Source organism: Streptomyces bicolor, from assembly GCF_000719285.1.
Taxonomy (GTDB): domain Bacteria; phylum Actinomycetota; class Actinomycetes; order Streptomycetales; family Streptomycetaceae; genus Streptomyces; species Streptomyces bicolor.
This window is the reverse complement of the sequence record NZ_JOFS01000063.1, coordinates 1-24,004: the sequence shown is the minus strand read 5'-3', so window position 1 is coordinate 24,004 and position 24,004 is coordinate 1. Positions and strand designations below refer to the sequence as shown.

Annotated in this window: 19 protein-coding genes and 1 rRNA gene; 9 read left to right on the top strand and 11 right to left on the bottom strand. The window is 70.3% G+C overall.

The genetic code is table 11. The features are described 5' to 3' along the window. Positions 1–113 precede the first annotated feature (113 nt). Positions 114–680 carry a DJ-1/PfpI family protein gene (locus IF78_RS0141390; RefSeq protein WP_031487650.1) on the top strand — a complete coding sequence of 189 codons (567 nt, stop codon included), beginning with the start codon at positions 114–116 and terminating at the stop codon, positions 678–680. Positions 681–757: 77 nt separating this feature from the next. On the opposite strand, the gene IF78_RS0141385 is transcribed toward IF78_RS0141390, so the two are convergent. Both IF78_RS0141385 and IF78_RS0141380 read right to left on the bottom strand, forming a co-directional pair. Continuing rightward, positions 758–1,423: an HAD family hydrolase gene (locus IF78_RS0141385; protein ID WP_031487649.1), complete on the bottom strand. Its 666-nt coding sequence runs from the start codon at positions 1,421–1,423 to the stop codon at positions 758–760. A 116-nt stretch (positions 1,424–1,539) separates the two neighbouring features. Further along, positions 1,540–2,055: a DUF6912 family protein gene (locus IF78_RS0141380; RefSeq protein WP_031487648.1), complete on the bottom strand. Its 516-nt coding sequence runs from the start codon at positions 2,053–2,055 to the stop codon at positions 1,540–1,542. A 327-nt stretch (positions 2,056–2,382) separates the two neighbouring features. On the opposite strand from IF78_RS0141380, the gene IF78_RS47205 reads away from it, so the two are divergent. Beyond that, positions 2,383–3,207, top strand: a complete 825-nt coding sequence (locus IF78_RS47205; RefSeq protein ID WP_078662802.1) for an Rv3235 family protein — start codon at positions 2,383–2,385, stop codon at positions 3,205–3,207. Positions 3,208–3,554: 347 nt separating this feature from the next. On the opposite strand, the gene secA is transcribed toward IF78_RS47205, so the two are convergent. Beyond that, positions 3,555–6,404, bottom strand: a complete 2,850-nt coding sequence (gene secA, locus IF78_RS0141370; protein ID WP_031487645.1) for a preprotein translocase subunit SecA — start codon at positions 6,402–6,404, stop codon at positions 3,555–3,557. A gap of 287 nt (positions 6,405–6,691) precedes the next feature. Here secA and IF78_RS0141365 point away from each other — a divergent pair, with 287 nt between their 5' ends. Both IF78_RS0141365 and IF78_RS0141360 read left to right on the top strand, forming a co-directional pair. Beyond that, a complete protein-coding gene (locus tag IF78_RS0141365) occupies positions 6,692–7,288 on the top strand; it encodes a GNAT family N-acetyltransferase (RefSeq protein ID WP_031487644.1) in 597 nt (198 codons plus the stop codon). 270 nt (positions 7,289–7,558) lie between these two features. After that, entirely contained in the window at positions 7,559–8,755 is a 1,197-nt protein-coding gene (locus IF78_RS0141360; protein ID WP_031487643.1) for a winged helix-turn-helix domain-containing protein, read from the top strand. Between the two features lie 37 nt (positions 8,756–8,792). On the opposite strand, the gene IF78_RS0141355 is transcribed toward IF78_RS0141360, so the two are convergent. The 7 genes from IF78_RS0141355 to mtnA all read right to left on the bottom strand — a co-directional run bounded on the left by IF78_RS0141355 (position 8,793) and on the right by mtnA (position 18,003). Next, positions 8,793–9,539 (bottom strand): response regulator, encoded by a 747-nt coding sequence (locus tag IF78_RS0141355; protein WP_031487642.1) that lies wholly within the window; start codon positions 9,537–9,539, stop codon positions 8,793–8,795. Positions 9,540–9,740: 201 nt separating this feature from the next. Continuing rightward, positions 9,741–10,433: a ribosome hibernation-promoting factor, HPF/YfiA family gene (hpf, locus tag IF78_RS0141350; protein ID WP_425314646.1), complete on the bottom strand. Its 693-nt coding sequence runs from the start codon at positions 10,431–10,433 to the stop codon at positions 9,741–9,743. Between the two features lie 316 nt (positions 10,434–10,749). After that, entirely contained in the window at positions 10,750–11,793 is a 1,044-nt protein-coding gene (locus IF78_RS0141345; protein ID WP_031487640.1) for a ComF family protein, read from the bottom strand. Between the two features lie 302 nt (positions 11,794–12,095). After that, entirely contained in the window at positions 12,096–13,937 is a 1,842-nt protein-coding gene (locus IF78_RS0141340) for an LpqB family beta-propeller domain-containing protein (protein WP_031487639.1), read from the bottom strand. Next, on the bottom strand, positions 13,927–15,999 hold the full coding sequence (gene mtrB, locus IF78_RS0141335; protein ID WP_031487638.1) for an MtrAB system histidine kinase MtrB: 2,073 nt from the start codon (positions 15,997–15,999) through the stop codon (positions 13,927–13,929). Before mtrB ends, IF78_RS0141340 begins: the two co-directional genes overlap by 11 nt. A gap of 1 nt (position 16,000) precedes the next feature. Continuing rightward, the gene (gene mtrA, locus IF78_RS0141330; protein WP_189786864.1) at positions 16,001–16,690 is read right to left on the bottom strand and encodes a two-component system response regulator MtrA; all 690 of its coding nucleotides are present in this window, start codon (positions 16,688–16,690) and stop codon (positions 16,001–16,003) included. Positions 16,691–16,851: 161 nt separating this feature from the next. Next, positions 16,852–18,003, bottom strand: a complete 1,152-nt coding sequence (gene mtnA, locus IF78_RS0141325; protein ID WP_031487637.1) for an S-methyl-5-thioribose-1-phosphate isomerase — start codon at positions 18,001–18,003, stop codon at positions 16,852–16,854. A 140-nt stretch (positions 18,004–18,143) separates the two neighbouring features. Here mtnA and IF78_RS0141320 point away from each other — a divergent pair, with 140 nt between their 5' ends. From IF78_RS0141320 to IF78_RS0141300, 5 genes are read left to right on the top strand one after another with little or no spacing between them, the layout of a single operon-like run. After that, complete coding sequence (locus IF78_RS0141320) at positions 18,144–19,481, top strand: DUF7847 domain-containing protein (protein ID WP_031487636.1); 1,338 nt, start codon at positions 18,144–18,146, stop codon at positions 19,479–19,481. A gap of 4 nt (positions 19,482–19,485) precedes the next feature. Next, a complete protein-coding gene (locus IF78_RS0141315; protein WP_031487635.1) occupies positions 19,486–20,295 on the top strand; it encodes a DUF4129 domain-containing protein in 810 nt (269 codons plus the stop codon). Then, positions 20,292–21,494: a DUF4350 domain-containing protein gene (locus IF78_RS0141310; protein WP_031487634.1), complete on the top strand. Its 1,203-nt coding sequence runs from the start codon at positions 20,292–20,294 to the stop codon at positions 21,492–21,494. Before IF78_RS0141315 ends, IF78_RS0141310 begins: the two co-directional genes overlap by 4 nt. Beyond that, positions 21,494–22,483 carry an AAA family ATPase gene (locus tag IF78_RS0141305; protein WP_107050121.1) on the top strand — a complete coding sequence of 330 codons (990 nt, stop codon included), beginning with the start codon at positions 21,494–21,496 and terminating at the stop codon, positions 22,481–22,483. The genes IF78_RS0141310 and IF78_RS0141305 overlap by 1 nt, the downstream gene beginning before the upstream one ends. After that, positions 22,483–23,793 (top strand): DUF58 domain-containing protein, encoded by a 1,311-nt coding sequence (locus IF78_RS0141300; protein ID WP_031487632.1) that lies wholly within the window; start codon positions 22,483–22,485, stop codon positions 23,791–23,793. Before IF78_RS0141305 ends, IF78_RS0141300 begins: the two co-directional genes overlap by 1 nt. 121 nt (positions 23,794–23,914) lie before the next feature. Here IF78_RS0141300 and rrf read toward each other — a convergent pair. Then, positions 23,915–24,004, bottom strand: a 5S ribosomal RNA gene (rrf, locus tag IF78_RS45315); the annotation flags it as partial.

The window sequence follows — 24,004 nt, the reverse complement described above, 5'->3', positions numbered from 1 at the left end:
CACCCCCCACACTCGCACGCCCCCTTGGCAATCCCCCCGCCCCGAGGCAAGTTGCCCAGTAGGCCGGCCCCGACAGAGCCGCAGACCACGGCCAAAAGAGGAGCGCACCCGACATGACAGCGAAAATCCTCATCGTCACCGGCGACGCCGCAGAGTCACTGGAGGTCCTCTACCCCTACCAGCGCCTCCGCGAAGAGGGCTACGACGTCCACATCGCGGCCCCCACCCGCAAGAAGCTCCAGTTCGTCGTCCACGACTTCGAACCCGGCTTCGACACCTACACCGAGAAACCCGGCTACACCTGGCCCGCCGACCTCGCCTTCTCCGAGGTAGACCCCGGCGACTACGCGGCCATCGTCATCCCCGGCGGCCGCGCCCCCGAGTACCTCCGCAACGACCCCGAACTCCGCAAGATCCTCAAGTCGTTCTTCGACGCCGACAAACCGGTCGCCCAGATCTGCCACGGCCCCCTGCTCACCGCCGCGACCGACAGCCTCCGCGGCCGCCGCGTCACGGCGTACCCCGCCCTCGAACTGGACATGCAGGCCGCCGGCGCCACCTTCAAGGACGCCGAGGCAGTGGTCGACGGCACCCTGGTCTCCTCCCGCGCCTGGCCGGACCACTCGGCTTGGATGCGGGAGTTCCTGACGGTACTGAGGGCGAAAGCACCGGTGACGTAGCCCACCGGCACCACCGATCGGCACCGCCCCGGCCCCGGCGCCGGGCGCCACACACTCCGCCCGGCGCCGCAGACCTCCTACGCCGCCAACCGCTCCGCCTCCGCGACCGCCTCCCCCAACGTGTCCACCACCGGCACGCCCACTTCCTCGAGGCTCGCCCGGCTGTGCGACCCGCCGGTGTAGAGCACGGCCCGCGCCCCCACATGCAGCGCCGCCACCGCATCGTCGGCGGCGTCCCCGATCACCACCGTGCGAGCGGGATCCACGCTCACCAGCGCCTGGACGTGCCGCACCATGTGCTCGGCCTTGCTGCCCCCGGACGGCCCGGTCCGCCCGTCGACGCGTATGAAGTGCTCCTCGATCCCGAACCCGCGCACGAGCGGGACCAGTTCGTCATGCCCGTACATGCTGAGGATCGACTGGCTGCGCCCCGACGACCGCCACTCCACGAGCAGCTCCGCCACGCCCTCGGTGAGCCCGCACCTCACCCGGTGCTCGGCGTAGTAACGGTGGAAGGTCTCGTCCATGACCTCCCACTCGGCCTCGGTCGGCAGCCGCCCCAGCAACCGCTCGTAGAACTTCGGCACCGGCACGCAGTACAGCGCCCGGTACTGCTCCATCGTGATCGGTTCCAGCCCCAGCTCGGCGAACGCCGCGTTCGTCGCCCCGATGATCGCGTCATTGTCGTGGAACAGCGTCCCGTTCCAGTCCCAGACAATGTGCACCCCTACCTGCTTCCCCATGCCAAAAACCGTACCCGCCACCACTGACAATCAAGAGAACGGCAGGTCAACGGGCATCCGAGCACATCCGGCGCCAACGCCGAGCACCGGGCCGGGCCCTGCGCCGCGCCGAGGCCTCACTCCCCCAGCCCGACCAGATTCGGAATCTCCTGAGTGGCGTACCACAGCAGCTCGTGGTCCTCCGCCCCGTCCACCACGAACTGCGCGTCGTCGTCCCCACCGTCCGCCGCCGCAAGCGCCTCCGCTGCCGCCGCCACGTCGGCCTCCGCGTCGCCCGAGTCGACATGCACCGAGGCGGCCTTGGCCAGCGCCACACCCCCGGCGATCCGCACCTCACCCAGCGCGGACGGATCCAGCCCCCGGTCGGGGTCGGCGACGGCCGCCCCGTCGGGCACGTCCACGGCGACCACGACCCGCCGGCGCACCGCCCCGGCGTCCGCCGCCAGCAGCCGCAGCGAGGCAAGCGCGGCCCGGTTCAACGCCGCGTACTCCAACTCCTCGATGTCATCGGAGAGGTACCACTCGCGCAACGCCGGCGTGACCGCGTACGCGACGAGTGGCCCGGCCCCCAACTCGCCCGTCTTGTACGCCTCGGTGAGGCCGGGGAGGGTCAGGGGGACGTAGACGCGCATGGCCGACCGCTTTCGTACTCGTGAGGCTCCGCCTGGACCCGGAAGGGCGGGCATCGCGCCTCCCGGAAGGCCTTCAGGATACGTGCGGGTGTCCCCTTTCGAGTCCCCACCGCCGGCTCGTCGGGCGTCCACTCCGGTCCGGGAACTCACCCGGTGCAGGCCCGCCATCACGGCCTTCCACGCCTCGCGATCACCCAGATAAGTGAAGTTTCCGGCCGCCCGATCCGAACTCCCGCTTCCTTGCCGTCGGTGCCCAGAACCCCGTACAAGATCACCGACCGCGAAGTTACTGCCCGGTATCTCCCGGGCTCACCGAACGGGGACCCCATGAACAAGGTCATGACCAGGACCCAGCACCGCCCCGGCACCCGCCCACCGACCCGCCGCGACATCCGCCGCCCCGGCAGCACCCCACCCCGCACCCCGAGCGGCGGCGCACCTCGTACGGCATCGCCCGACGGCCGCCCACCCGGACCCTCGGCCACGACGGGAGCCAACGCACACACCAGGCCCAGGGACAACCGCCCACCATCCACACCCACCCAACCGCGAGCGGTCATGCCACCGCCGGCCTCGCCACAACCGCGGGCAGTCATGCCGCCGCCGGCCTCCGCTCAGCCGCGAGCAGCGGTACCCACGCAGCCTGCGGGCGGTGGTGCCGCTGGGGCGCCGCCCGTCCCGAAGGAGGGCGGCACCCTACAAGCGCCGAGCCGCGCGACCCACCTCACCCCAACCGCAACGCCGGGCACGGTGCCAGCCCCGGCGATCGTCCCGCCGCAGCCCCCTCCCACGCCTCTCCCCCACGTCCCCCAACCCCGCCCCACCGACGTCTTCGCAGACCGCCTGCTCCTGGTCCTGAGCGGCCAGCGCCCCGTCCACTCGATGCTCCGTCACACCGCGGGCCGTGCCTACGACGAACTCGCCTGGCTCGCGGATCGCAGCCCGCTACGCGCCCGCGGCACCCGCCCGGTGGTCCGCGACATCGGCTACTTCGAACCCCGCCCGGGCGCCATCGAGGCCTTCGCCCGCATCGGCGCAGGCGACCAGTTGCGCGCCATGGCGTTCCGCCTGGAACGGGGCGGCGACCTCCGCTGGCGCTGCACGGCCGTGGAACTGGGCGGCCCGCGCAGACCACGCACGGACGAGGACTGACCACCACACGACTCGTCCAGGGACGACTGCAGGCTGGCGCACGGACTCGCCCCCGGACGACTACAGGCCACCACCCGGGCTCACCCCATGGAAGGCCACCGCCCACACCCCGCGAGCCGCCCACACGCCACAACAGGCCACCACGCGGCCCCGTCCACAGCAACGACCACCTGCCACCCCGCGGGTCCCGGCCGCCCACCAACGACGAACCCCCTCGGACCGCCCACGCCGAAGGGCCGGGCCCCCAAAGGAGACCCGGCCCTTCCGGCCTGCCACTACGGCGTCCCAAGCGCCGTCACCGCCTGTGTGGGCGGCGCACGCTCCTCGCGCCGCCCCCTCAACCCGTGCTACTTCTTGCGGCGCCGCCCGCCACGCGACTGCTTGCGGCGCTCCGCGCGGGTGAGGCCGTCGGCCTCGGACCGCACCGGCTCGTCGCCGTTGTCGAAGTCACCCTCGACGATGTCGCCCTCACCGTCCACCTTGGGCGCGGTGAAGTGCAGCCGGTCCGGGCGGCGCGGAGCCTCGAGCCCCTTGGCGCGGATCTCGGGACGCGCGCCCGCCTGCGCCGGCACCGCGTCCTTCTTCTCGAGGTCGGCCACCGGCTTGGCGTCCTCGACCGGGACCTCCTCGACCTGCTGCTCGACCTGGACCTCCAGGTTGAACAGGTAGCCGACGGACTCCTCCTTGATGCCGTCCATCATCGCGGTGAACATGTCGAAGCCCTCGCGCTGGTACTCGACCAGCGGGTCCTTCTGCGCCATCGCGCGCAGGCCGATGCCCTCCTGGAGGTAGTCCATCTCGTAGAGGTGCTCGCGCCACTTGCGGTCCAGGACCGACAGCACGACCCGGCGCTCCAGCTCACGCATGATCTCGGAGCCGAGCTGCGCCTCGCGCTGCTCGTACTGCTCGTGGATGTCGTCCTTGATGGACTCCGCGATGAACTCGGCGGTGAGACCGGCCCGGTCGCCGGCCGCCTCCTCCAGCTCCTCGATGGTGACCTTCACCGGGTAGAGCTGCTTGAAGGCGCCCCACAGCCGGTCGAGGTCCCACTCCTCGGCGAAGCCCTCGGCGGTCTCCGCACCGACGTACGCGTCGATCGTGTCGTCCATGAAGTGCTGAATCTGCTCGTGCAGGTCCTCGCCCTCCAGAACGCGGCGCCGCTCGCCGTAGATGACCTCACGCTGGCGGTTGAGAACCTCGTCGTACTTCAGGACGTTCTTACGGGTCTCGAAGTTCTGCTGCTCGACCTGCGACTGGGCGGACGCGATCGCGCGCGTGACCATCTTGTTCTCGATCGGCACGTCGTCGGGGACGTTCGCCATCGACATCACGCGCTCGACCATCTGGGCCTTGAAGAGCCGCATCAGGTCGTCGCCCAGGGACAGGTAGAAGCGGGACTCGCCCGGGTCGCCCTGACGGCCGGAACGACCGCGCAGCTGGTTGTCGATACGACGCGACTCGTGCCGCTCGGTACCGAGCACATACAGACCGCCGAGCGCCTCGACCTCTTCCTTCTCGGCCTTGACGGCGGCCTGGGCCCGCTCCAAGGCGGCGGGCAGGGCGTGGGCCCACTCCTCGATGTGCTCCTCGGGGTCGAGGCCGCGCTGGCGCAGCTCCGCCTCGGCGAGGTCCTCGGGGTTGCCACCGAGCTTGATGTCCGTACCACGGCCGGCCATGTTGGTCGCCACGGTCACGGCGCCCTTGCGGCCGGCCTGGGCGACGATGATCGCCTCACGGTCGTGCTGCTTTGCGTTCAGCACCTCGTGCTGGACGCCGCGCTTGGACAGCTGCTGCGACAGGTACTCGGACTTCTCGACCGACGTCGTACCGACGAGGATCGGCTGGCCCTTCTCGTGCTTCTCGACGATGTCGTCGACGACCGCCTCGAACTTCGCGACCTCGGTGCGGTAGATCAGGTCCGACTGGTCCTTGCGGATCATCGGCTTGTTCGTCGGGATCGGCACCACGCCGAGCTTGTAGATCTGGTGGAACTCGGCGGCCTCGGTCATCGCCGTACCGGTCATGCCCGACAGACCGGGCATTTCCTTGCCCTCGTGGTCGTGGCGCTTGTACAGGCGGAAGAAGTTCTGGAGGGTGATCGTGGCGAGCGTCTGGTTCTCGTCCTTGATCGGCACGGCTTCCTTGGCCTCGATGGCCTGGTGCATGCCCTCGTTGTAGCGGCGGCCGGCGAGGATACGGCCCGTGTGCTCGTCGACGATCATGACCTCGTCGTCGATGACGACGTAGTCCTTGTCCTTCTTGAAGAGCTCCTTGGCCTTGATGGCGTTGTTCAGGTAGCCCACCAGCGGCGTGTTCACCGACTCGTAGAGGTTGTCGATGCCCAGCCAGTCCTCGACCTTGGCGACACCGGCCTCGTGGATGGCGACCGTGCGCTTCTTCTCGTCGACGTCGTAGTCGCCGGTCTCCTCCAGGCCCTTGAGCGGGTTGCCGGCCTCGCCGCGCTTGAGGCGCGTGACCAGCTTGGCGAAGTCTCCGTACCACTTGGTGGCCTGGTCGGCCGGGCCGGAGATGATCAGCGGCGTACGCGCCTCGTCGACGAGGATGGAGTCGACCTCGTCGACGATGGCGAAGTTGTGGCCGCGCTGGACGAGTTCTTCCTTGGACCACGCCATGTTGTCGCGCAGGTAGTCGAAGCCGAACTCGTTGTTCGTGCCGTACGTGATGTCGCACGCGTACTGCTCGCGGCGCTGGGCCGGCGTCATGTTGGCGAGGATGCAGCCGACGTCGAGGCCCAGGAACTTGTGGACGCGGCCCATCATCTCGGAGTCGCGCTCGGCCAGGTAGTCGTTGACCGTGATGAGGTGAACGCCTTCTCCGGAAAGGGCGTTCAGATACGCGGGCAGTGTGCCGACCAGGGTCTTGCCCTCACCGGTCTTCATCTCGGCCACATAGCCGAGGTGGAGGGCCGCGCCGCCCATGATCTGGACGTCGTAGTGACGCTGTCCGAGGACGCGCTTGGCGGCCTCGCGAACGGTGGCGAAGGCCTCGGGCAACAGGTCGTCCAGGCTCTCACCGTCGGCGTAACGCTGCTTGTACTCATCGGTGAGGGCCCGCAGCTCGGCGTCGGAGAGGTCGACGAAGTCCTCTTCGATGGAGTTGACCTGGTCCGCGATGCGGTGCAGCTTGCGCAGGATCTTGCCTTCGCCTGCACGCATGATCTTCGAGAGGACGGACACGGGGGTTGGTCTCCTTGCCGGTCGGGCCTGGGACGGTCGGTTTCCATTTGACTTGGCTGAGCAACGGCCATCGTATGCGAGGACCCCGCCACGCCGGGAGCCTGCCGGGGACGCCGACGATCCGCTGCTTCAAATCTCCCTCAAAGGGGACAACGGCCGGGGGTCGCGGATGGTGCCGCGTTCCGCCAACGAATTGTGCGAAACGCGATCAGGCGCTCACACACCGCATGGTTCACACAGCGCACAAAAGAATGGCGCTCGCGACGGCCCACGACCAGAATCGGCCGATGGAACCCGTCACGCTCACCACGGACCGCCTCCTCATGCGCACGGTCGGCCCACCGGACACCGACGCCGTGTACGAGGCCGTCCAGGACCCCGACATCCTGCGCTGGACCACGATCCCCTCCCCCTACCTGTACGAACACGCCCACAGCTTCACGCATCAACTGGTGCCGGAGGGCTGGAACAACGGTTCGATGTTCACCTGGGGCCTCTTCCTCCCCGAAGGGGAGGACCTGGTGGGCATGCTGGGCCTGACGATGCGTTCCATGAGCGACGCCGAGATCGGTTTCTGGGCCGCCAAGGAACACCGCGGCAACGGCTACGTCACCCAGGCCGTCCTGGCCGCTTCCCGCTGGGCCTTCGTCGACATGTCGATCGACCGTGTCGAATGGCGCGCGGAGGTCGGCAACACCCCCTCCCGCGCAGTGGCGGAACGCACCGGCTTCACCATCGAGGGCACTCTCCGCTCCGCCATCGTCCACCAGGGCGTACGCCGAGACTCCTGGGTGGGCTCCCTGCTCCCATCAGACCTGAGCCTCCCATCAACGGCGCCATATCTACCCGCCCCACCCCGGCCCCCCAGGCCCAACCACCCCTGAACGAGCCGCTTTCCTCGCCGACGGTGACTTCGCGTCTTTTCAGCCTGTCCGGCGCTGGAGGACGAGGCCCTTCAGGGGTCGAAGCCGGGCGTCTGGGGGCGGCAGCCCCCAGAAGGGGCCGGGGTCGAAGGGGCAGAGCCCCTGGAGGACGGGACGGGTAGGGGCGGCGGGGGCGAGAACCCAAACGCGCACCCTCACCCCAACTGCCCCTCCCCTCCAAATCCCCAGCTCACCCCCCATTGTCAGTACCACCCCCTATCGTCCGATCCCATGACGACCCCGCGCCCCACCACCGACCTCTCGGCAGACGAAGCCCGCCGCATCGCCCTGAAAGCCCAAGGCTTCCTCGGCACCCCCGACCGAAGGTCCGGCGTCCGCGGCATACTCCGTCACCTCGGCGCGATCCAACTCGACACCATCTCGGTGCTGGCCCGCTCCCACGAACTGATCCCGTACGCCCGCCTGGGCGCGGTAGGCCGCAAGACGGTCGAGCAGGCGTACTGGACGACAGCCGCCAAGGCCGCGCCTCCCACACCCCACGCCTTCGAGTACTGGTCCCACGCCGCCTGCATCCTCCCCGTCGAGGAGTGGCCCCACTTCGCCTTCCGCCGCCGCGCCTACCGCAACCGCCCCCACTGGAACCACGATCTCCCCGACGGCGCCTACGACCAGGTGATCAAACAGCTCCGCTCCGAGGGCCCCCTCACCGCGACCGAACTGGGCGGCGCGAAGAGAACCAGCGACTGGTGGGACTGGTCCGGAGCGAAGGTCGCCGTCGAACGCGCCCTCATGTACGGCGAGGTGGTCTGCGTCGAACGCCGCGGCTGGAAGCGCGTCTACGACCTCGCGGAACGCGCCATCCCGGCCACACTGCTGCACGACGAGCTGGACGACACCGAGTGCCTGCGCCGCCTGGTCCGCCTCGCCGGCCAGTCCCTCGGCGTCGGCACCCGCGCGGACATCGCCGACTACCACCGCCTCAAGGGCGACCAGGTGGACGCGGTGATCGCCGACTCGGGCCTGGTCCCGGTCACGGTGGAAGGCTGGGGCAAGCCGGCCTGGGCCGACCCCGCCGCCCTGGAAACACCCCCGCGCGGCCGCCACCGTACGACGCTCCTGTCCCCGTTCGACTCCCTCATCTGGGAACGAGCACGTACGGAGCGGATCTTCGGCTTCACCCACCGGCTGGAGGCCTACGTCCCCAAGCAGAAGCGGGTCCACGGCTATTTCGCGATGCCCGTCCTGGCCGGCGGCCAACTCGTCGGCCGCGTGGACCCGGCCCGCGACGGCCACACCCTGGTCGCCAAGCAGGTCACCCTGGACGGCCCGAAGGCGGTCCCCGCGGTCGCCCAGGCCCTGGCCGAGGCGGCGAGCTGGGTGGACTGCACGGACGTCCGCCTGGAACGGGTGGACGCACCGGAACTGCGCGAGCCGCTCGCCAAGGAGCTCACTCGCATCCTGGCCTGACCTTCAGGACCGTCGAAGCAAGCCGCTCGGCCCGGCTTCAGCGGATCTCGAGGATCTTCTCCCGCATCGCGTACACCACGGCCTCCATCCTGGAGTGCAGCTGCAGCTTCTCCAGGATGTTGCGCACATGGTTCTTCACGGTGTTCTCGGAGATGAACAACTCCTTGGCGATGTCGCGGTTGTTCATTCCGGTGGCGACGAGCTTGAGGACCTCCAGCTCGCGGTCCGTCAGCCGCGGCGCGGGCACGAGCCGTCGCTCGTCCGTGCGCTGGATCATCGACTTGAACTCGGTGAGCAGCTTCGACGCCATGGACGGGCTGATCTGCGACTGCCCGTCGGCCACCGCGCGGATGGCGGTGGCCACCTCGTCCGTGGAGATCTCCTTGAGGAGATAACCGGTCGCGCCGGCCTTGATCGCGTCGTAGAGGTCGGCCTCCTCGTCGCTGATCGTCAGCATGATGATCTTCGCGCTGGGGGCCACCTCCTTGATGGAGGTGCAGGCCTCGATGCCGCCCCGCTTGGGCATGCGGACGTCCATCAGGACGATGTCCGGCAGCAGGTCCGCGGCCTTGTCGACGGCCTCCGCGCCGTCGCCCGCCTCCCCCACGACCTGGATGTCCTCCTCGGCCGCGAGCACGATCTCCAGTCCACGACGGAAGAGAGCATGGTCGTCCACGACGAGGACTCTGATCGGCTCCTTGCGTGGCGAGCCCTCGTTCGGGCCCATGCCAACGACGTCACCGTCGGCATCCTCGTCCCGCATCGGTCCGAAGCTGTCCGCCATCGTTCCTCCCCCTGAAGGCTGTGGCTGGTCCTGTGCCATCGCCAACCCAAGGCAGCGGCCCACCGGTTGGGCCGGTGCGGCCATGATTTCATGCCCGTCCGACACTACGGTGACGAGCGGGGCGCGAAGTGGTCGCACACCGGTGCCCCTGGGGGCGCACACGCGCTCCAGGGGCACCGGCTCAGCTGTCAGCCGGATGGGTCAGCCGCCCAGCGTGCCACCTGCCGCGGGAGCCTGCGCCTGGGTGACCATCGGGTCCGTGCTGAGGTGGATGACGCCGTAGTCGTAGGCGTGCCGCCGGTAGACGACACTCGGTTCCTTGGTCTCGGAGTCGACGAACAGGTAGAAGTCGTGCCCGACCAGCTCCATCTCGTAGAGGGCCTGGTCGAGGGTCATCGGGGAGGCGACGTGCGTCTTCTCGCGTACGACGAGCGGGCCTTCGCCCTTCACTTCCAGCGAGCCGATCTTCTTGGTGGGAACGCCGTCCGGTTCTTCCGTCTGGAAGGTGTGGCCGTTCCCGTTGAGCGTCGCCGCGCCCGGAACGTGGTCGGGGACCTCGGCCGCCGTGAGTCGGCGTGCGCCTCGGCGCGAGAAACGCTTGTCGTGCTGCTTGCGCAGCCGGGCATCCAGCTTCTCCGCCGCCAGGTCGAGTGCCGCGTACGGATCGCTGGCCGCTGCCTCCGCCCGGATCACCGGACCGCGGGAGCGGAGCGTGATCTCCACTCGATCACTGCGGTCGGCCTGTCGGGGGTTGGGCTCCTTGGACACCTCGACGTCGAGGCTGATCACCTTGGCGTCGAGCCTCTGGATTTTCTCCAGCTTCAGCTTCTCGGCCACGTGCTTGCGGAACCGCTCGGGCACCTCGGTCTTGCGGCCCTTGACGACGATGTCCACGCAGAACTCCGTTCCCGGATCGCTCCGCTCCATCGGCGGAGCATCTCCCTTTTGCACCAGGCTCCGGTGAACCCCGGAACCTCGGACTCGGTGACTTCCACCTCCTCCTCCCCCATGGGCAAGATCTCCACCCCATGGCCGCGAGTCAATTGCGCAAAACCCGCAGCACGGCATTCGGATACGACGGGGATGGCCTGCGCCTTTCCCTCACAACCGAACATATCTCGCCCGGACGGATGTCGTCACCCTCTACTGCGGCGTACCTCCGTTCAGGTGAATAGGCCCTCTCGTAACCTGCAACGATGCAAGTTCGCGGTCAGTTCCGGTTTATTTCGAAAGAATCCGGTGTCGCAGCGACCACGGCCGCGCAGATCAGGTCGCCGACGCGTCCACCACCCATGATTCCCGGCATCTCGCGCGCTCGCCGCACCACGCCCTCCGTAGATCCGGTTCTCCGTTCCCCTGTGCTTTCCCGACTTCCCGTCGCGTACACAGCGGTTGTGCCGTCGCCACACGCACCGAACTGCTCGGTCACCCATCCATACGCATCCACCTCCGCAAACGTTCTGCCGTATACGCTCCCTCCCTCCGCCAAGGCCGCCCGCACGGCACGGGCCGCCTCCGCCAGGGACGCGCCCGTCGTCATCAGATCGTCGACGAGCACGACCGGACCACCCCCGAGCAGCCGGCCTCCCCCAGGAGCCACCGTCAACGCGCCCGCGAGATTGTCCAGCCGCTGCCGGGAGTTGAGCCCCGACTGATCGGCCACCGCACGCCGCTGCCGCAGCACGGCGAGCACCCGCGCCGGCGTCCCGGCCCGCCGCAGCTCACCCGCGGCCGCGAGCGCGATCCGCCGCGCCGGATCATGCCCCCGTGCCCGCACCGCCCCCCGCGCCGACGGAACGGGTACGAGCAGGACCGGCGCAGCGGCGCTCCCGGACCTCCCCACCCTGTCCGCGCGCACCTGAGCGCCCTGGACCCGCGCAGCCCCCATGGACCGCGCATCCCAGCCAGACCGCCCGGGCCGTGCTCCCCGCGCCGACGCCCCACAGCCACCCGCACCGGCCTCCTGAAGCGCCTCCCGCACAGCGCCCGCCAGCGCTGCGCCGAGCGGCGCGGCGAGCGCCAGCGCGCCGCGCTCCTTGTGAGCCAGCAAAGCCGCCCGCACCTCGTCCGTGTACCGGGCCACCGCGTGCACGACCGGCAGCCCGGGCGGCTCCGGCACCGGTCGCACCCGGCTGGGTACGGCCCCGCTCAGAACGGCACGGCACTCCGGGCAGAGCACCGTGCGAGACCTTCCACAGCCTCCGCACTCGGCCGGCAGCACCAGGTCGGTGAGGTCCTGCCACCACCCCCGCATGCCCACCACTGTGCCAACGCCCGAGCCGACCAGCCACCCCTGTGGGTAACCCCTGTGGAAAACTCCGGTCGCCCCGCGGAGACCCGCTTCCGCCCTACAGCCACGCCTGACCGGTTCCAGCCCCCGACCTCGCCGTATCCGTCCCACAGCCACGCCCGACTCCCGCGGAACCCCGCAGAGCGGGAGTCCCGCCCCACAACAAAGCGGCCGCCCCCAACCGGAGTTTCCTCCGGCCAGAAGCGGCCGCCAACTCACCGTCCGGGAACCTCGACGGCCCGTCCCGACCCGGCCCGGACACATCGTCACCCCGGATAAACCGGCGCGGTCCCGTCCGTCACCACCTTCTGCCACTGCATCCCGGAGGGCAGCCGTACGATCCCGTCCTCCGAGTAGCCGACCAGCGGCAGCCGCACGTCCTCGGACGCGGTGATCTCCCTTACGCCGCTGAGGGCCGCGGGCACCGGCCCCTCCGGTGTCGAGCCGTCGACCTGCACGTACCGCATGGTCTGGACGCCGCCCTTCTCGCGCCCGGCCACCACCAGGCGGCTGTCCCCGGCCCACGACATGGCGGTGACCTCCTCCAATTCCGGCGTCGCGGAACGCAGTTCGTGCACGGACACCGCCGTCGGCTCCACGTCCTTGCCGTCCTCACCGCGTTGGATCCGCCCGATGAGCAGCGACGACTTGTCGCCCTTCTTCACGACGAGCGCGATCCGCACACCGTCGGCGGCCACCCGCACGGACTCGATGCGCCCCTCAAGGCTCGGTGGCGTCTTCACCACCAGCGGATCGTCCACGCCCTCCTCCAGCAGGAGCAGCCGGGGGTTGTCGGGATCGCGGTCCGCCACCCACAGGTCGCCCTGGGCGTCCCAGCTCGGCGTCGACAACCGCTCCTCCGGCGTCCTGCCCTCGCTGGTCAGCTCGGGCTCCCCGACCGGGCCGCCCGACGCCAGCGCTCCGACGTACATCTCCTTGCCGTCGAGGCCGACCCCGGCCGCCATGTCCTCATCACGCGACACCGCCACCGAACCGAGCTGCTTCTCGCCCTCCCCGAGGGGACCCGGCACCGGATCGGGATGCGTGTCGTTGGTCGCGGCGGCCAGCCGAACGAGACGGTGCTTGGCGTCGAGGAAGTACAGGTAATCGGCGCGTTCGACCGACCCGCGCGTGACGACGGCCTCCGCCTGGTCCTCCCTGAGCGTGCACAGCTGCCTGCCGCCCGCCGTCAGCTCGACCTCGTCCACCGTGGGTGTGAGGTTCTGCAGAGTGAACAGAAGCTGCGCCGCCATCTCGTTGCACTTGGCCAGCCCGACCCCGGCCGCCTTGTCGTTCAACGGCACGGTCAGCCTGTTCTGGTCGTCGGGCGTCAGAGAGTCGCCGTCCTTCTTGAGCGCCGTACCGGTGGGGAAGCTGGACCTGACCACCGGGTTGAGCCAGCTGGTGGGCCCCTTGAGCAGCGAGCGCACCATCTCCGTCATGGGGTCCACGTTCCTGCGCACATACACGGGATCGGCGACCGCGGCCGTGTGCGGGGAGGTCCCGAGCGTGGTGTTCGTGGCGAAGTAGTACTTGTCGACGGACATGTAGTTGCGCTGGAAGTCCGACTTACCCATGACGACACCGCGCGGCGGCACGTCGATGCGCCACTGCTTGGTCTTCGTGTCCCGGGTGAGGTGCATCGTCTCCCGGTAGTCCCCGCCTGCGGGCGAGTACGACTGCTGGGCGTCGACCGTGGCGACCTTGGTGCCGCTCAGGGTGTACGAGAGGCTGTCGGTCTCCTCCCGGCCCCCCACCCGGTCGGGGTCGACGCCGGGTCCGTCGGCGAGCACCGTGGTGGACAGCAAGGGCCGCCACCTCTCCGAGGCCTCCTCGGTCAGGTACTTGCGCGCTATCTCGTAATCCGGATCGTCGCTGGTCAGCGCCTCCAGGAAGCCCGAGACGATCTCCGAGGACGAAGCGTCCTCGTGCGGCGGCATGGCGAAGACCCGCACGCGGTTGTCCTGGCGCGGCGTGGACTCGACGCCGCGCAGATCGCCGCTGTCGGGCATGGAGGCGCACCCGGCCAGCAGTACGGCGCCACAGGCTGCGTACGCCACCACGCGCCCACGCGTGCGCCGGGCGCCCCCCTCGCGCTCAGCGCCCACGAGATGCCTCCCCATGCTTGCTCGACTCCTCGGCCCGCCCGGTTTCCTCACTCGGCGGCCCTTCCGCACCCGGCGCGTCGTCCTGCCGACGCGCAGTCGACGCGGGCCGGGGCACCACACGCGCGCCGTTGCCGGGCAGCGCCGTCGGATCGGCCTTCGGGACCGCCGTGCCCCTCGGCGCGATCGGGTCCCTCGACGTCATCGGGGTCACCTGGTCACCGGTGGGCTGCGCCGGCACCGTCGCGGCCTTCTCACCGCCGCCACGCGGCAGACCGGCGTCATTGAGTCCACGATTGCGGCGCGAGTCCTTGGGCTCCAGGGGTATCGGCGAACCCCGCAGCGGCTCGTCCGCGGTCCGCGGCAGCGTCAGCCGGAACTGCGAACCGCCCCCCGGCTCGCCCCACGCCTGCAGCCAGCCACCGTGCAGTCGCGCGTCCTCCAGCGCGATGGACAGCCCCAGCCCCGTTCCGCCCGTGGTACGCGCGCGTGCCGGGTCGGCCCGCCAGAAGCGGCTGAAGACACGGGTCGCCTCCCCGGGCTTGAGCCCGACGCCGTAGTCCCGCACCGCGACCGCGACCGCCCCGCCCGCCGCCGCGAGTTTGACGACGACATCCCTGCCCTCGCCGTGTTCGACGGCGTTGACCACGAGGTTGCGCAGCACCCGCTCGACGCGCCGGGCATCGGCCTCGGCGACGATCGGCTGCTGGTCGCCGAGGATCCGTATCCGGGTGCCCTTGCGCTCGGCGAGCGGCTCGGCCCCGGTGACGACACGACGTACGACCTCCCTGAGGTCGATCGGCTCGGCCTCCAGCGCCGCCGCGCCCGCGTCGAACCGGCTGATCTCCAGCAGGTCGGCGAGCAGCGACTCGAACCGGTCCAGCTGGTCGGTGAGGAGCTCCGCCGACCGCGCGGTCACCGGATCGAAGTCCTCCCGCGCCTCATGGATGACGTCGGCAGCCATGCGTACGGTCGTCAGCGGCGTCCGCAGCTCGTGCGAGACGTCGGAGACGAACCGCCGCTGCATCCGCGACAGGTCCTCCAGCTGCTGGATCTTCAGCTGCAGGTTCTGCGCCATCTTGTTGAAGGCCTCACCGAGCCGCGCGATGTCGTCCTCGCCGGTCACCTTCATCCGCTCCTGCAGGCGCCCCGCCGACAACCGCTCGGCGATCCCGGCCGCCATCCGCACGGGCGTGACCACCTGGCGCACCACGAGCCAGGCGATGGCTCCGAGCAGTACGACGACGAAGAGCCCGGCCGTGGCGAGCGTCCCCTTGACCAGGCTCAGCGACTTCTCCTCCTGGCTGAGCGGGAAGAGGTAGTAGAGCTGGTACGGGTCGCCGTTGGGGTCGTTGACCTGCTTGCCGATGACCAGGGCCGGCTGGGAGTCCTTCTGAGCGGAGGGCTGATAGACGATGCGCGTATAGCTCTGGAACGCCCCCGTGGCGCTGTCGATGCGCTCACGCAGAGCCTCGGGCACACTCGCGGTCGGGTCCACATCGCCGGAGGCACGCCGCCCGCGCCCGCCGGTGTCACTTCCCGTGGAGGCCGGAAGCGTCACCACCTCGAAGGCCCCCTGCCCGCCACTGGAGAGCGAGGAGACGAGGTCGCTCATCCACGAGGTGACATTCTGCTCGGAACGGTCGTCCACCGTCGTTCCGTCGTCGGCGGTCCCGGCCGCCGCCTCGTCCGCCCTCTGCTTGGCCGCCGCGAACCCGCCCGTGGCCTGGCTCTGCGAAGCCTTCACCTTGGCGTCGAGCAGCCCGTTGCGCACCTGCCCGATGACCACGAAGCCCAGCAGCAGAACAACACCCAGCGACATCAGCAGGGTCGTGGCGACGACCTTCAGCTGGATGTTGCGCCGCCACAGCCGCATGACCGGCAGCAGCGGCCGACGCACCCAGCGCAGCAGCAGGCGGAGGACCGGGCTGCCCTGGACTCCGCCCTGAAGCAGCCCGCCCTCCAGAATCCGAGCCCAACGGGAGCCCGCCGACTTCCGGCCGACAGGCCGCTCCGGACGGGCCCCGGTCCGACCGGGGGCCGAAGCGGCACTGTCCCCGGTCATGTCAGCTCGGCCCTGCCTTGTAGCCGACGCCGCGGACCGTCACCACGATCTCCGGACGCTCCGGGTCCTTCTCGACCTTGGAACGCAGCCGCTGCACATGCACGTTGACCAGTCGGGTGTCGGCCGCGTGCCGGTAGCCCCACACCTGCTCGAGGAGCACCTCACGCGTGAACACCTGCCACGGCTTACGGGCCAGCGCGACCAGCAGGTCGAACTCCAGCGGCGTCAGCGCGATCGACTGCCCGTCCCGCTTCACGGAGTGCCCGGCCACGTCGATCACGAGGTCACCGATGGCCAGCTGCTCCGGCGCCGGCTCCTCCGACCTCCTCAGCCTCGCCCGGATACGCGCGACAAGCTCCTTCGGCTTGAACGGCTTCACGATGTAGTCGTCGGCGCCGGACTCCAGCCCGACCACCACGTCCACGGTGTCACTCTTGGCCGTGAGCATCACGATCGGCACCCCGGACTCCGCCCTGATCAGACGGCACACCTCGATACCGTCCCGCCCGGGCAGCATCAGGTCCAGCAGCACCAGATCGGGCTTGGCCTCCCGGAATGCGGCAAGCGCCTTGTCGCCGTCGGCTACGAAAGACGGCTCAAAACCTTCACCACGCAGCACAATGCCGAGCATCTCGGCCAGTGCGGTGTCGTCGTCGACGACAAGGACTCGTCCCTTCATGAATGCCATCATCCCATTCTCATAACAGTGGCGAAGGCAGTGGTGAGATAGGTCACCGGCCAGTGACCTTAGTCGTACGCGGTCGCCACTGTCTGCCCTTGCCGCGCTCACACAGCGTTACCATTTTGGCGGGTTTGCCCAGTTCTGCCCGCCGATCGTCTCCGGCCCCCACCTCACGAGCTCTGCGTAACCGGCCTCGCCCTGGCACACAGCTCCGCCAGCGCCTCAGCGGTCACGGGCGACACAGCCCCCTCCTCCGTGACGATCGCCGTCACCAGCTCGGGCGGCGTCACATCGAACGCCGGGTTGTACGCCTGCGTCCCCAACGGCGCCACCGGAATCCCGCCACCCGGCTCCGCTCCGGCCGCCGGCACCTGCGGCGCCACGATCTCGGTCACCTCGAATCCGGCGCGTTGCTCGACCTCGATGGACGCCCCGTCCGGGGTCTGCGGATCCACCGTCGTCAGCGGCGCCACCACGATGAACGGCACATGGTGGTACCGCGCGAGCACCGCGAGCGGATAGCTCCCCACCTTGTTCGCCACCGAGCCATCGGCCGCGATACGGTCCGCCCCGATCAGCACCGCGTCCACCTCCCCGGCAGCGAACAGCGAGCCCGCCGCGTTGTCCGTGAGCAAGGTGTACGCCATCCCGTTGCGCGCAGCCTCGTACGCCGTCAGTCGCGCCCCTTGCAGCAACGGCCGTGTCTCGTCCACCCACAGCCGCCTGAGCCGCCCGGCCCGGTGCGCCGCCAGCGCCACCGCGAACGCCGTGCCCTCCCCGCCCGACACCAGCGCCCCCGTGTTGCAGTGCGTGAGGACGCGATGCCCGCCGCCGGGCAACAGCTCGTCCAGCAGCGCCAGCCCCCGCTCGGCCATCCGCGTGCTGGCCTCGGCGTCCTCCTTGTGCAACGCCCGCGCCGCGCCCAGGGCCGCAGCGGCGGCCTGCTCAACATCCCCACTGCGCGCGAGTTCCGCCTGGTACGCGGACCTGGCCCTGCGCACCCCGACGCCCAGATTCACGGCCGTGGGCCGGGCACCCGCCAGCGACTCCGCGGCCGCGTCCACGTCGAAGCCGCGCGCGGCGGCGAGCGCGACACCGTACGCCCCGGCGATCCCGAGCAGCGGCGCCCCCCGCACGGCGAGCGAACGGATCGCCTCCACCAGCGCGGACGCGTCCGTACAGACCAGCTCCACCTCCTCGGCCGGCAGCCTCGTCTGGTCGAGAAGTACCAGAACGGGACCCTCGGGTGGTTCGTCCCACCGGATCGCAGGGATACCGGTCGGCCTGTCGTCCTCGCCGGATTGCGCGTACTGATCAGCCATGCGGTCAGTCTGCCCCGTGTCCGGCGGACAATTGAAGGTGTGCAGCCCATACCGCGGCCGGTACCTCGCCGACCACCCCATGGCACGATGGCTGCCAACCTGCCGCCGCGACCGCGGACGGGCACCGTGAAGGAGCGACGATGAACGACACTCCGGGCTGGGCCTCGCCCGGATCCGCCCCGTCCGAGGGACCGGAACCCGGCGCGTCCGGCCCCGCGGAGCCAGCAGACCGTCCCGACCCCGCGCCGCAGCCGGCACCGGACCCACAGGACGCCGGCCCGAAGTGGTCCAAGGAGCAGCCGCCGGCCGGCCAATGGTCCGCCCCGACGGGGCCCCAGGCACCCGGCCAGGCTCCTCCTCCGCCACCACCCGGCCCGGGCTGGGGCGCTCCCCCGCCCGCCGGCCCCACAGGTCCGGGCGGCTACGGCGGCGGCCACCCGGGCTACGGCGCCCCCGGCGGGTACGGCGCCTGGGGAAGCGGCTGGGGCGGCCCTCCGCCCGCTGCCAAGCCCGGCGTGATCCCCCTGCGTCCACTGGGCGTCGGTGAGATCCTCGACGGCGCGGTCTCCACCATGCGCACCTACTGGCGCACGGTCCTGGGCATCTCGCTGACCGTCGCCATCGTGACGGAGATCCTCGTGATCCTCCTCCAGGGCTTCGTCCTGAACGACCTCGCCAGCACCGAAGCCCTCAACGACCCGAGCGCGACCCTCAGCGAGCTGGCTCGCGCCACACGTGACGCCCTGCTCAGCTCCAGCGTGGTCTTCCTGATCTCGGTGATCGGCGCCATCATCGCGACCGCCCTGCTGACGACGGTCACCAGCCGCGCGGTGCTCGGCAAGTCGGTGACCACCAGCGAGGCCTGGCGCGACGCAAGCCCTCAGGTCCTGAGGCTCTTCGGCCTGCTCTTCCTGCTGCTGCTCATGACCTTCGGCCTGGTGTTCGTGGGTGCCCTGCCCGGCATCCTCGTGGCCGCCTCGGGCTCCGGTGACGGGGGTGCGGCACTCGCATTCCTGGGCATCCTCGGCGGCGGCATCGTCGCACTGTGGCTGTGGTTCCGTTTCTCCCTCGCCTCGCCCGCGTTGATGCTGGAGAAGCAGGGCATCGTGAAGGCCCTGAGCCGCTCCGCGAAGCTGGTTCGCGGCTCCTGGTGGCGTGTCTTCGGCATCCAGTTGCTCGCCACGCTCATCGCCAACATCGTCGCGGCGATCGTCGTCATCCCCTTCACCTTCCTCGCCGGCGCCCTCAGCGGCGACGGCGCGACCAGCTTCCTCGAAGGCAGCACCGACCTCGGCTGGACGTTCCTCATCGTCAGCGGCGTCGGCTCGGTGATCGGCTCCATGATCACTTTCCCGATCACGGCCGGCGTCACCGTCCTGCTCTACATCGACCAGCGCATCCGCCGCGAGGCCCTCGACCTCGAACTGGCCCGGGCAGCCGGCGTCCAGGGCTACGGCACCGACACCCGGGGGAGCTGAACCGGTGAGCCTGGCGGGGGGAGTTCTCACAACGGCGTCAGCGCTGCCGGATGCGGCCGTACGCGCGTTGCTGCGCACCGGCGACCAGGCCGTGCCGTCGCTGTCACGCTCCGGCGACACAGCCGTACTGGCCCTGCTGGCGCGCTCCGACGACGAGCCGCCGCTGACGATTCCGCGTGATCCCGCGCGGGAGGCGGCCCGACGCGAGCTGTCCAAGGGCATGTACCACGAGAACGAACCCGGTTGGTTCCAGCGCGCCCTGGATGCCTTCTGGGACTGGGTCGAGGACCTTTTCACCAGCGCCGCGACCGTGACACCCGGAGGTCCGCTCGGCCTGGTCGTCGTCATCCTGGTCGTCCTCGCAGTCCTCGGTGCCCTGTGGTGGCGCCTCGGCACCCCCCGCCGCGAAGCAACCTCCTCCGCCCGCCTGTTCGACGACCGCCCCCGCAGCGCCACCGAACATCGGGCCGCCGCCGAAGCACACGCCGCCCAAGGCCACTGGAACCAGGCCGTCCAGGAACGCATGCGCGCCATCGTCCGCTCCCTCGAGGAGCGCGCCCTTCTCGACGTCCGCCCCGGCCGCACCGCGGACGAGGCCGCCGCCGAAGCGGGCCGCGCGCTGCCTACCCACACGGAACGACTGCGCGCGGCCGCCCAGGACTTCGACGACGTCACATACGGCGGGCGGACCGCGACCCAGCAGGCGTACCAACGCATCGCCGACCTCGACCGCGACCTGGAGAACAGCAAGCCCCAGCTCGCGAGCAGCGCCCCCAGCACGGCCCACAACGCCCGCCAGGGAGCCGCCGAATGACCACCGAGGCCACGCTCCCGGCCACCTCGGCCTCGCCCACAACACGCCAGGTATGGACCCGCGCGCGAGGCGTCGCCCTCGCCGTCGTACTCCTGCTGGCGGCGGCCGTCGTGATCGCCACGATCCGCTCCGACACCCGGCACGGCACCCTCGACCCACGCTCCGCCGACCCCAAGGGCAGCCGAGCGGTCGCCGAGCTCCTCGCCGATCGCGGCGTGGACACACGCGTGGTCACCACCCTGGACGAGGCACGCGCCGCGGCCGCTGAAAACACCACGCTGCTCGTCGCCTCCCCCGATCTGCTGACGCACCGTCAACAGTCCCGACTGCACTCGGCAACCGCCGTCTCCGGCGGGCGTACCGTCCTCATCGCCCCGGGCAGCTGGTCCATCGAACGACTCGTGCCCGGGGTCACCGCGGACCCCGCCACCAGCCTCGACTCGGAGCTCTCCCCCGACTGCACCCTGCCCGCCGCGCAGCGCGCGGGCACCGCCGACCTGGGCGGAGTCCGCTACACCACCACCCACCTCAACGCCGACGAGTGCTACCCCAGCGAGCGCCTAGCCACCCTGCTGCGCGTCCCGGAGGCGACCGGGGACGGCGACTCCATCGTCCTCGGCGCGCCCGACATCCTCCACAACGAACGCCTCGACGAGCAGGGCAACGCCTCCCTCGCCCTCCAACTCCTCGGCTCCCGCCCCCATCTGGTCTGGTACCTCCCCTCGCTCTCCGACACCTCCGCCGCCAACGAGGACGACGAACGCAGCTTCTTCGACCTGCTCCCCTCCGGCTGGCTCTGGGGCACTCTTCAGCTCTTCATCGCGGCAGCCGTGGCTGCCCTCTGGCGGGCACGCCGGCTCGGCCCCCTGGTGCCCGAAAAACTCCCCGTGGCGATCCGCGCCTCCGAAACCGTAGAAGGCCGCGCCCGCCTTTACCGCAAGGCCAACGCACGCGACCGCGCGGCCGCCGCTCTTCGCTCCACCACCCGCACGCGCCTCGCCCCCCTCGTAGGTGTCCCCGTCTCCCAGGCGCACGCGCCCGAGGCCCTGCTCCCCGCTCTGTCCGCCCACCTCCACAACCACGGAGACGGACAGGCCCTGCACACTCTCCTCTTCGGCCCGCCGCCCAGCGACGACACGGCCCTCATCGCCCTAGCAGACCAACTCGACGCCCTCGAAAGAGAGGTACGCCGTCCATGATGGACCCGACCACTGACAACGCCGGGAGCACCGGGGACCCGGGCACCGCCCGCGCCTCCCTGGAAGCCCTGCGCGCCGAGATCGCCAAAGCCGTGGTCGGCCAGGACCCCGCAGTAACCGGCCTCGTCGTCGCCCTCCTCTGCCGCGGACACGTTCTCCTGGAAGGAGTCCCTGGGGTAGCCAAAACGTTGCTCGTCCGCGCCCTCGCATCCGCACTCGAACTCGACACCAAGCGCGTCCAGTTCACCCCCGACCTCATGCCGAGCGACGTGACGGGCTCCCTCGTCTACGACACCCGCACCGCCGAGTTCTCTTTCCAGCCCGGCCCGGTCTTCACGAACCTCCTCCTCGCCGACGAGATCAACCGCACCCCGCCGAAGACCCAATCCTCCCTCCTGGAGGCCATGGAGGAACGCCAGGTCACGGTCGACGGCACGCCCCGCCCGCTCCCCGACCCGTTCCTGGTCGCCGCGACCCAGAACCCGGTGGAATACGAGGGCACCTACCCCCTCCCCGAGGCCCAGCTGGACCGTTTCCTCCTCAAGCTCACGATCCCCCTCCCCTCCCGCCAGGACGAGATCGATGTCCTCACCCGCCACGCGGAAGGGTTCAACCCCCGCGACCTGCGCGCGGCCGGCGTACGCCCCGTAGCGGGACCCGCAGACCTGGAGGCGGCACGCGCCGCGGTGGCCAAGACGACCGTCTCCCCGGAGATCACCGGCTACGTGGTCGACATCTGCCGAGCCACCCGTGAATCCCCATCCCTCACCCTCGGAGTCTCCCCACGCGGCGCCACGGCCCTGCTCGCCACCGCCCGCGCATGGGCCTGGCTGACGGGCCGCGACTACGTCATCCCCGACGACGTCAAGGCACTCGCCCTCCCCACCCTCCGCCACCGCGTACAACTCCGCCCCGAGGCCGAGATGGAAGGCGTAACCGCCGACTCCGTGATCAACGCGATCCTCGCCCACGTCCCCGTCCCGCGCTGATGGCATTCACCGGACGCGCCGCACTCCTCGCGGCCCTTGGATCCCTCCCTGTGGGCATCTGGGACCCAGGCTGGACAGGCATCCTCGCGGTCAACGCACCCGTGCTCGCGGCCTGCGCCTGCGACTTCGCCCTGGCAGCACCCGTACGCCGATTGGGCCTGACCCGTGCCGGCGACACCTCCGTACGCCTGGGCGAGACAGCGGACATCACCCTCACGATCACCAACCCGTCCGGCCGCCCCCTCCGCGCCCACCTCCGCGACGCCTGGCCGCCGAGCAGCTGGCAACCCGGGACAGAGGTTGCGGCCTCCCGCCACCGCGTGACGATCCCAGCCGGCGAGCGCCGCCGCCTCACCACCCGCCTACGCCCCACCCGCCGAGGCGACCGCCAGGCCGACCGCGTGACGATCCGCTCGTACGGCCCCCTGGGCCTCTTCTCCCGCCAGGGCACCCACAAAGTCCCCTGGACGGTACGAGTCCTCCCCCCGTTCACGAGCCGCAAGCACCTGCCCTCCAAACTGGCCCGCCTGCGCGAACTCGACGGCCGCACCAGCGTTCTCACTCGCGGCGAAGGCACAGAATTCGACAGCCTGCGCGAATACGTCCCCGGCGACGACACCCGCTCCATCGACTGGCGAGCTACGGCCCGACAGTCCACCGTCGCCGTGCGCACCTGGCGCCCCGAGCGCGACCGCCACATCCTCCTCGTCCTGGACACCGGCCGCACCTCGGCAGGACGCGTCGGCGATGCTCCACGCCTCGACGCCTCCATGGACGCAGCACTGCTCCTGGCCGCCCTCGCGTCCAGAGCCGGCGACCGCGTGGACCTCCTCGCCTACGACCGCCGGGTACGCGCACTCGTGCAGGGCCGCACAGCCGGCGACGTCCTCCCCTCCCTGGTCAACGCGATGGCCACGCTCGAACCCGAGCTGATCGAAACGGACGCCCGAGGCCTTACTGCCACAGCTCTCCGTACGGCGCCCCGGCACTCCCTGATCGTCCTGCTCACCACGCTCGACGCCGCCCCGGTCGAGGAGGGACTCCTCCCCGTCCTGCCACAGCTCACCAAGCGCCACACAGTTCTGCTGGCATCCGTAGCGGACCCCCACATCGCCCGCATGGCAACCGCACGCGGAGATACAGACTCTGTGTACGAGGCCGCAGCATCCGCCCAGGCCCAGACCGAACGCCACCGCACAGCGGAACAACTCCGCCGTCACGGCGTAACGGTCGTCGACGCCACGCCGGAAGAACTCGCACCGGCACTGGCGGACGCCTATCTGGCCCTCAAAACGGCGGGACGTCTGTAGTCCAAGGGGAGAGTCTGATTGACGGACTCTCCCCTGGAATCACCCCCCCCCCAGCGCCGCGATCACCAAACGCAGAAAGCCCCCGAACCGGTATCCCCGGCCGGGGGCTTTCTCAAAATTTGTTCGGCGGCGTCCTACTCTCCCACAGGGTCCCCCCTGCAGTACCATCGGCGCTGTAAGGCTTAGCTTCCGGGTTCGGAATGTAACCGGG

What these genes read in the sequence shown, in the direction of transcription:
- IF78_RS0141320 (WP_031487636.1), top strand. Translation starts at nt 18,144, where the DNA reads ATGAACGACACTCCGGGCTGGGCCTCGCCCGGATCCGCCCCGTCCGAG.
- IF78_RS47205 (WP_078662802.1), top strand. Translation starts at nt 2,383, where the DNA reads ATGAACAAGGTCATGACCAGGACCCAGCACCGCCCCGGCACCCGCCCA.
- mtrB (WP_031487638.1), bottom strand. Translation starts at nt 15,999, where the DNA reads ATGACCGGGGACAGTGCCGCTTCGGCCCCCGGTCGGACCGGGGCCCGT.
- IF78_RS0141380 (WP_031487648.1), bottom strand. Translation starts at nt 2,055, where the DNA reads ATGCGCGTCTACGTCCCCCTGACCCTCCCCGGCCTCACCGAGGCGTAC.
- mtnA (WP_031487637.1), bottom strand. Translation starts at nt 18,003, where the DNA reads ATGGCTGATCAGTACGCGCAATCCGGCGAGGACGACAGGCCGACCGGT.
- IF78_RS0141305 (WP_107050121.1), top strand. Translation starts at nt 21,494, where the DNA reads ATGGACCCGACCACTGACAACGCCGGGAGCACCGGGGACCCGGGCACC.
- IF78_RS0141355 (WP_031487642.1), bottom strand. Translation starts at nt 9,539, where the DNA reads ATGGCGGACAGCTTCGGACCGATGCGGGACGAGGATGCCGACGGTGAC.
- IF78_RS0141385 (WP_031487649.1), bottom strand. Translation starts at nt 1,423, where the DNA reads ATGGGGAAGCAGGTAGGGGTGCACATTGTCTGGGACTGGAACGGGACG.
- IF78_RS0141345 (WP_031487640.1), bottom strand. Translation starts at nt 11,793, where the DNA reads ATGCGGGGGTGGTGGCAGGACCTCACCGACCTGGTGCTGCCGGCCGAG.
- mtrA (WP_189786864.1), bottom strand. Translation starts at nt 16,690, where the DNA reads ATGATGGCATTCATGAAGGGACGAGTCCTTGTCGTCGACGACGACACC.
- IF78_RS0141390 (WP_031487650.1), top strand. Translation starts at nt 114, where the DNA reads ATGACAGCGAAAATCCTCATCGTCACCGGCGACGCCGCAGAGTCACTG.
- IF78_RS0141310 (WP_031487634.1), top strand. Translation starts at nt 20,292, where the DNA reads ATGACCACCGAGGCCACGCTCCCGGCCACCTCGGCCTCGCCCACAACA.
- IF78_RS0141300 (WP_031487632.1), top strand. Translation starts at nt 22,483, where the DNA reads ATGGCATTCACCGGACGCGCCGCACTCCTCGCGGCCCTTGGATCCCTC.
- IF78_RS0141365 (WP_031487644.1), top strand. Translation starts at nt 6,692, where the DNA reads ATGGAACCCGTCACGCTCACCACGGACCGCCTCCTCATGCGCACGGTC.
- IF78_RS0141360 (WP_031487643.1), top strand. Translation starts at nt 7,559, where the DNA reads ATGACGACCCCGCGCCCCACCACCGACCTCTCGGCAGACGAAGCCCGC.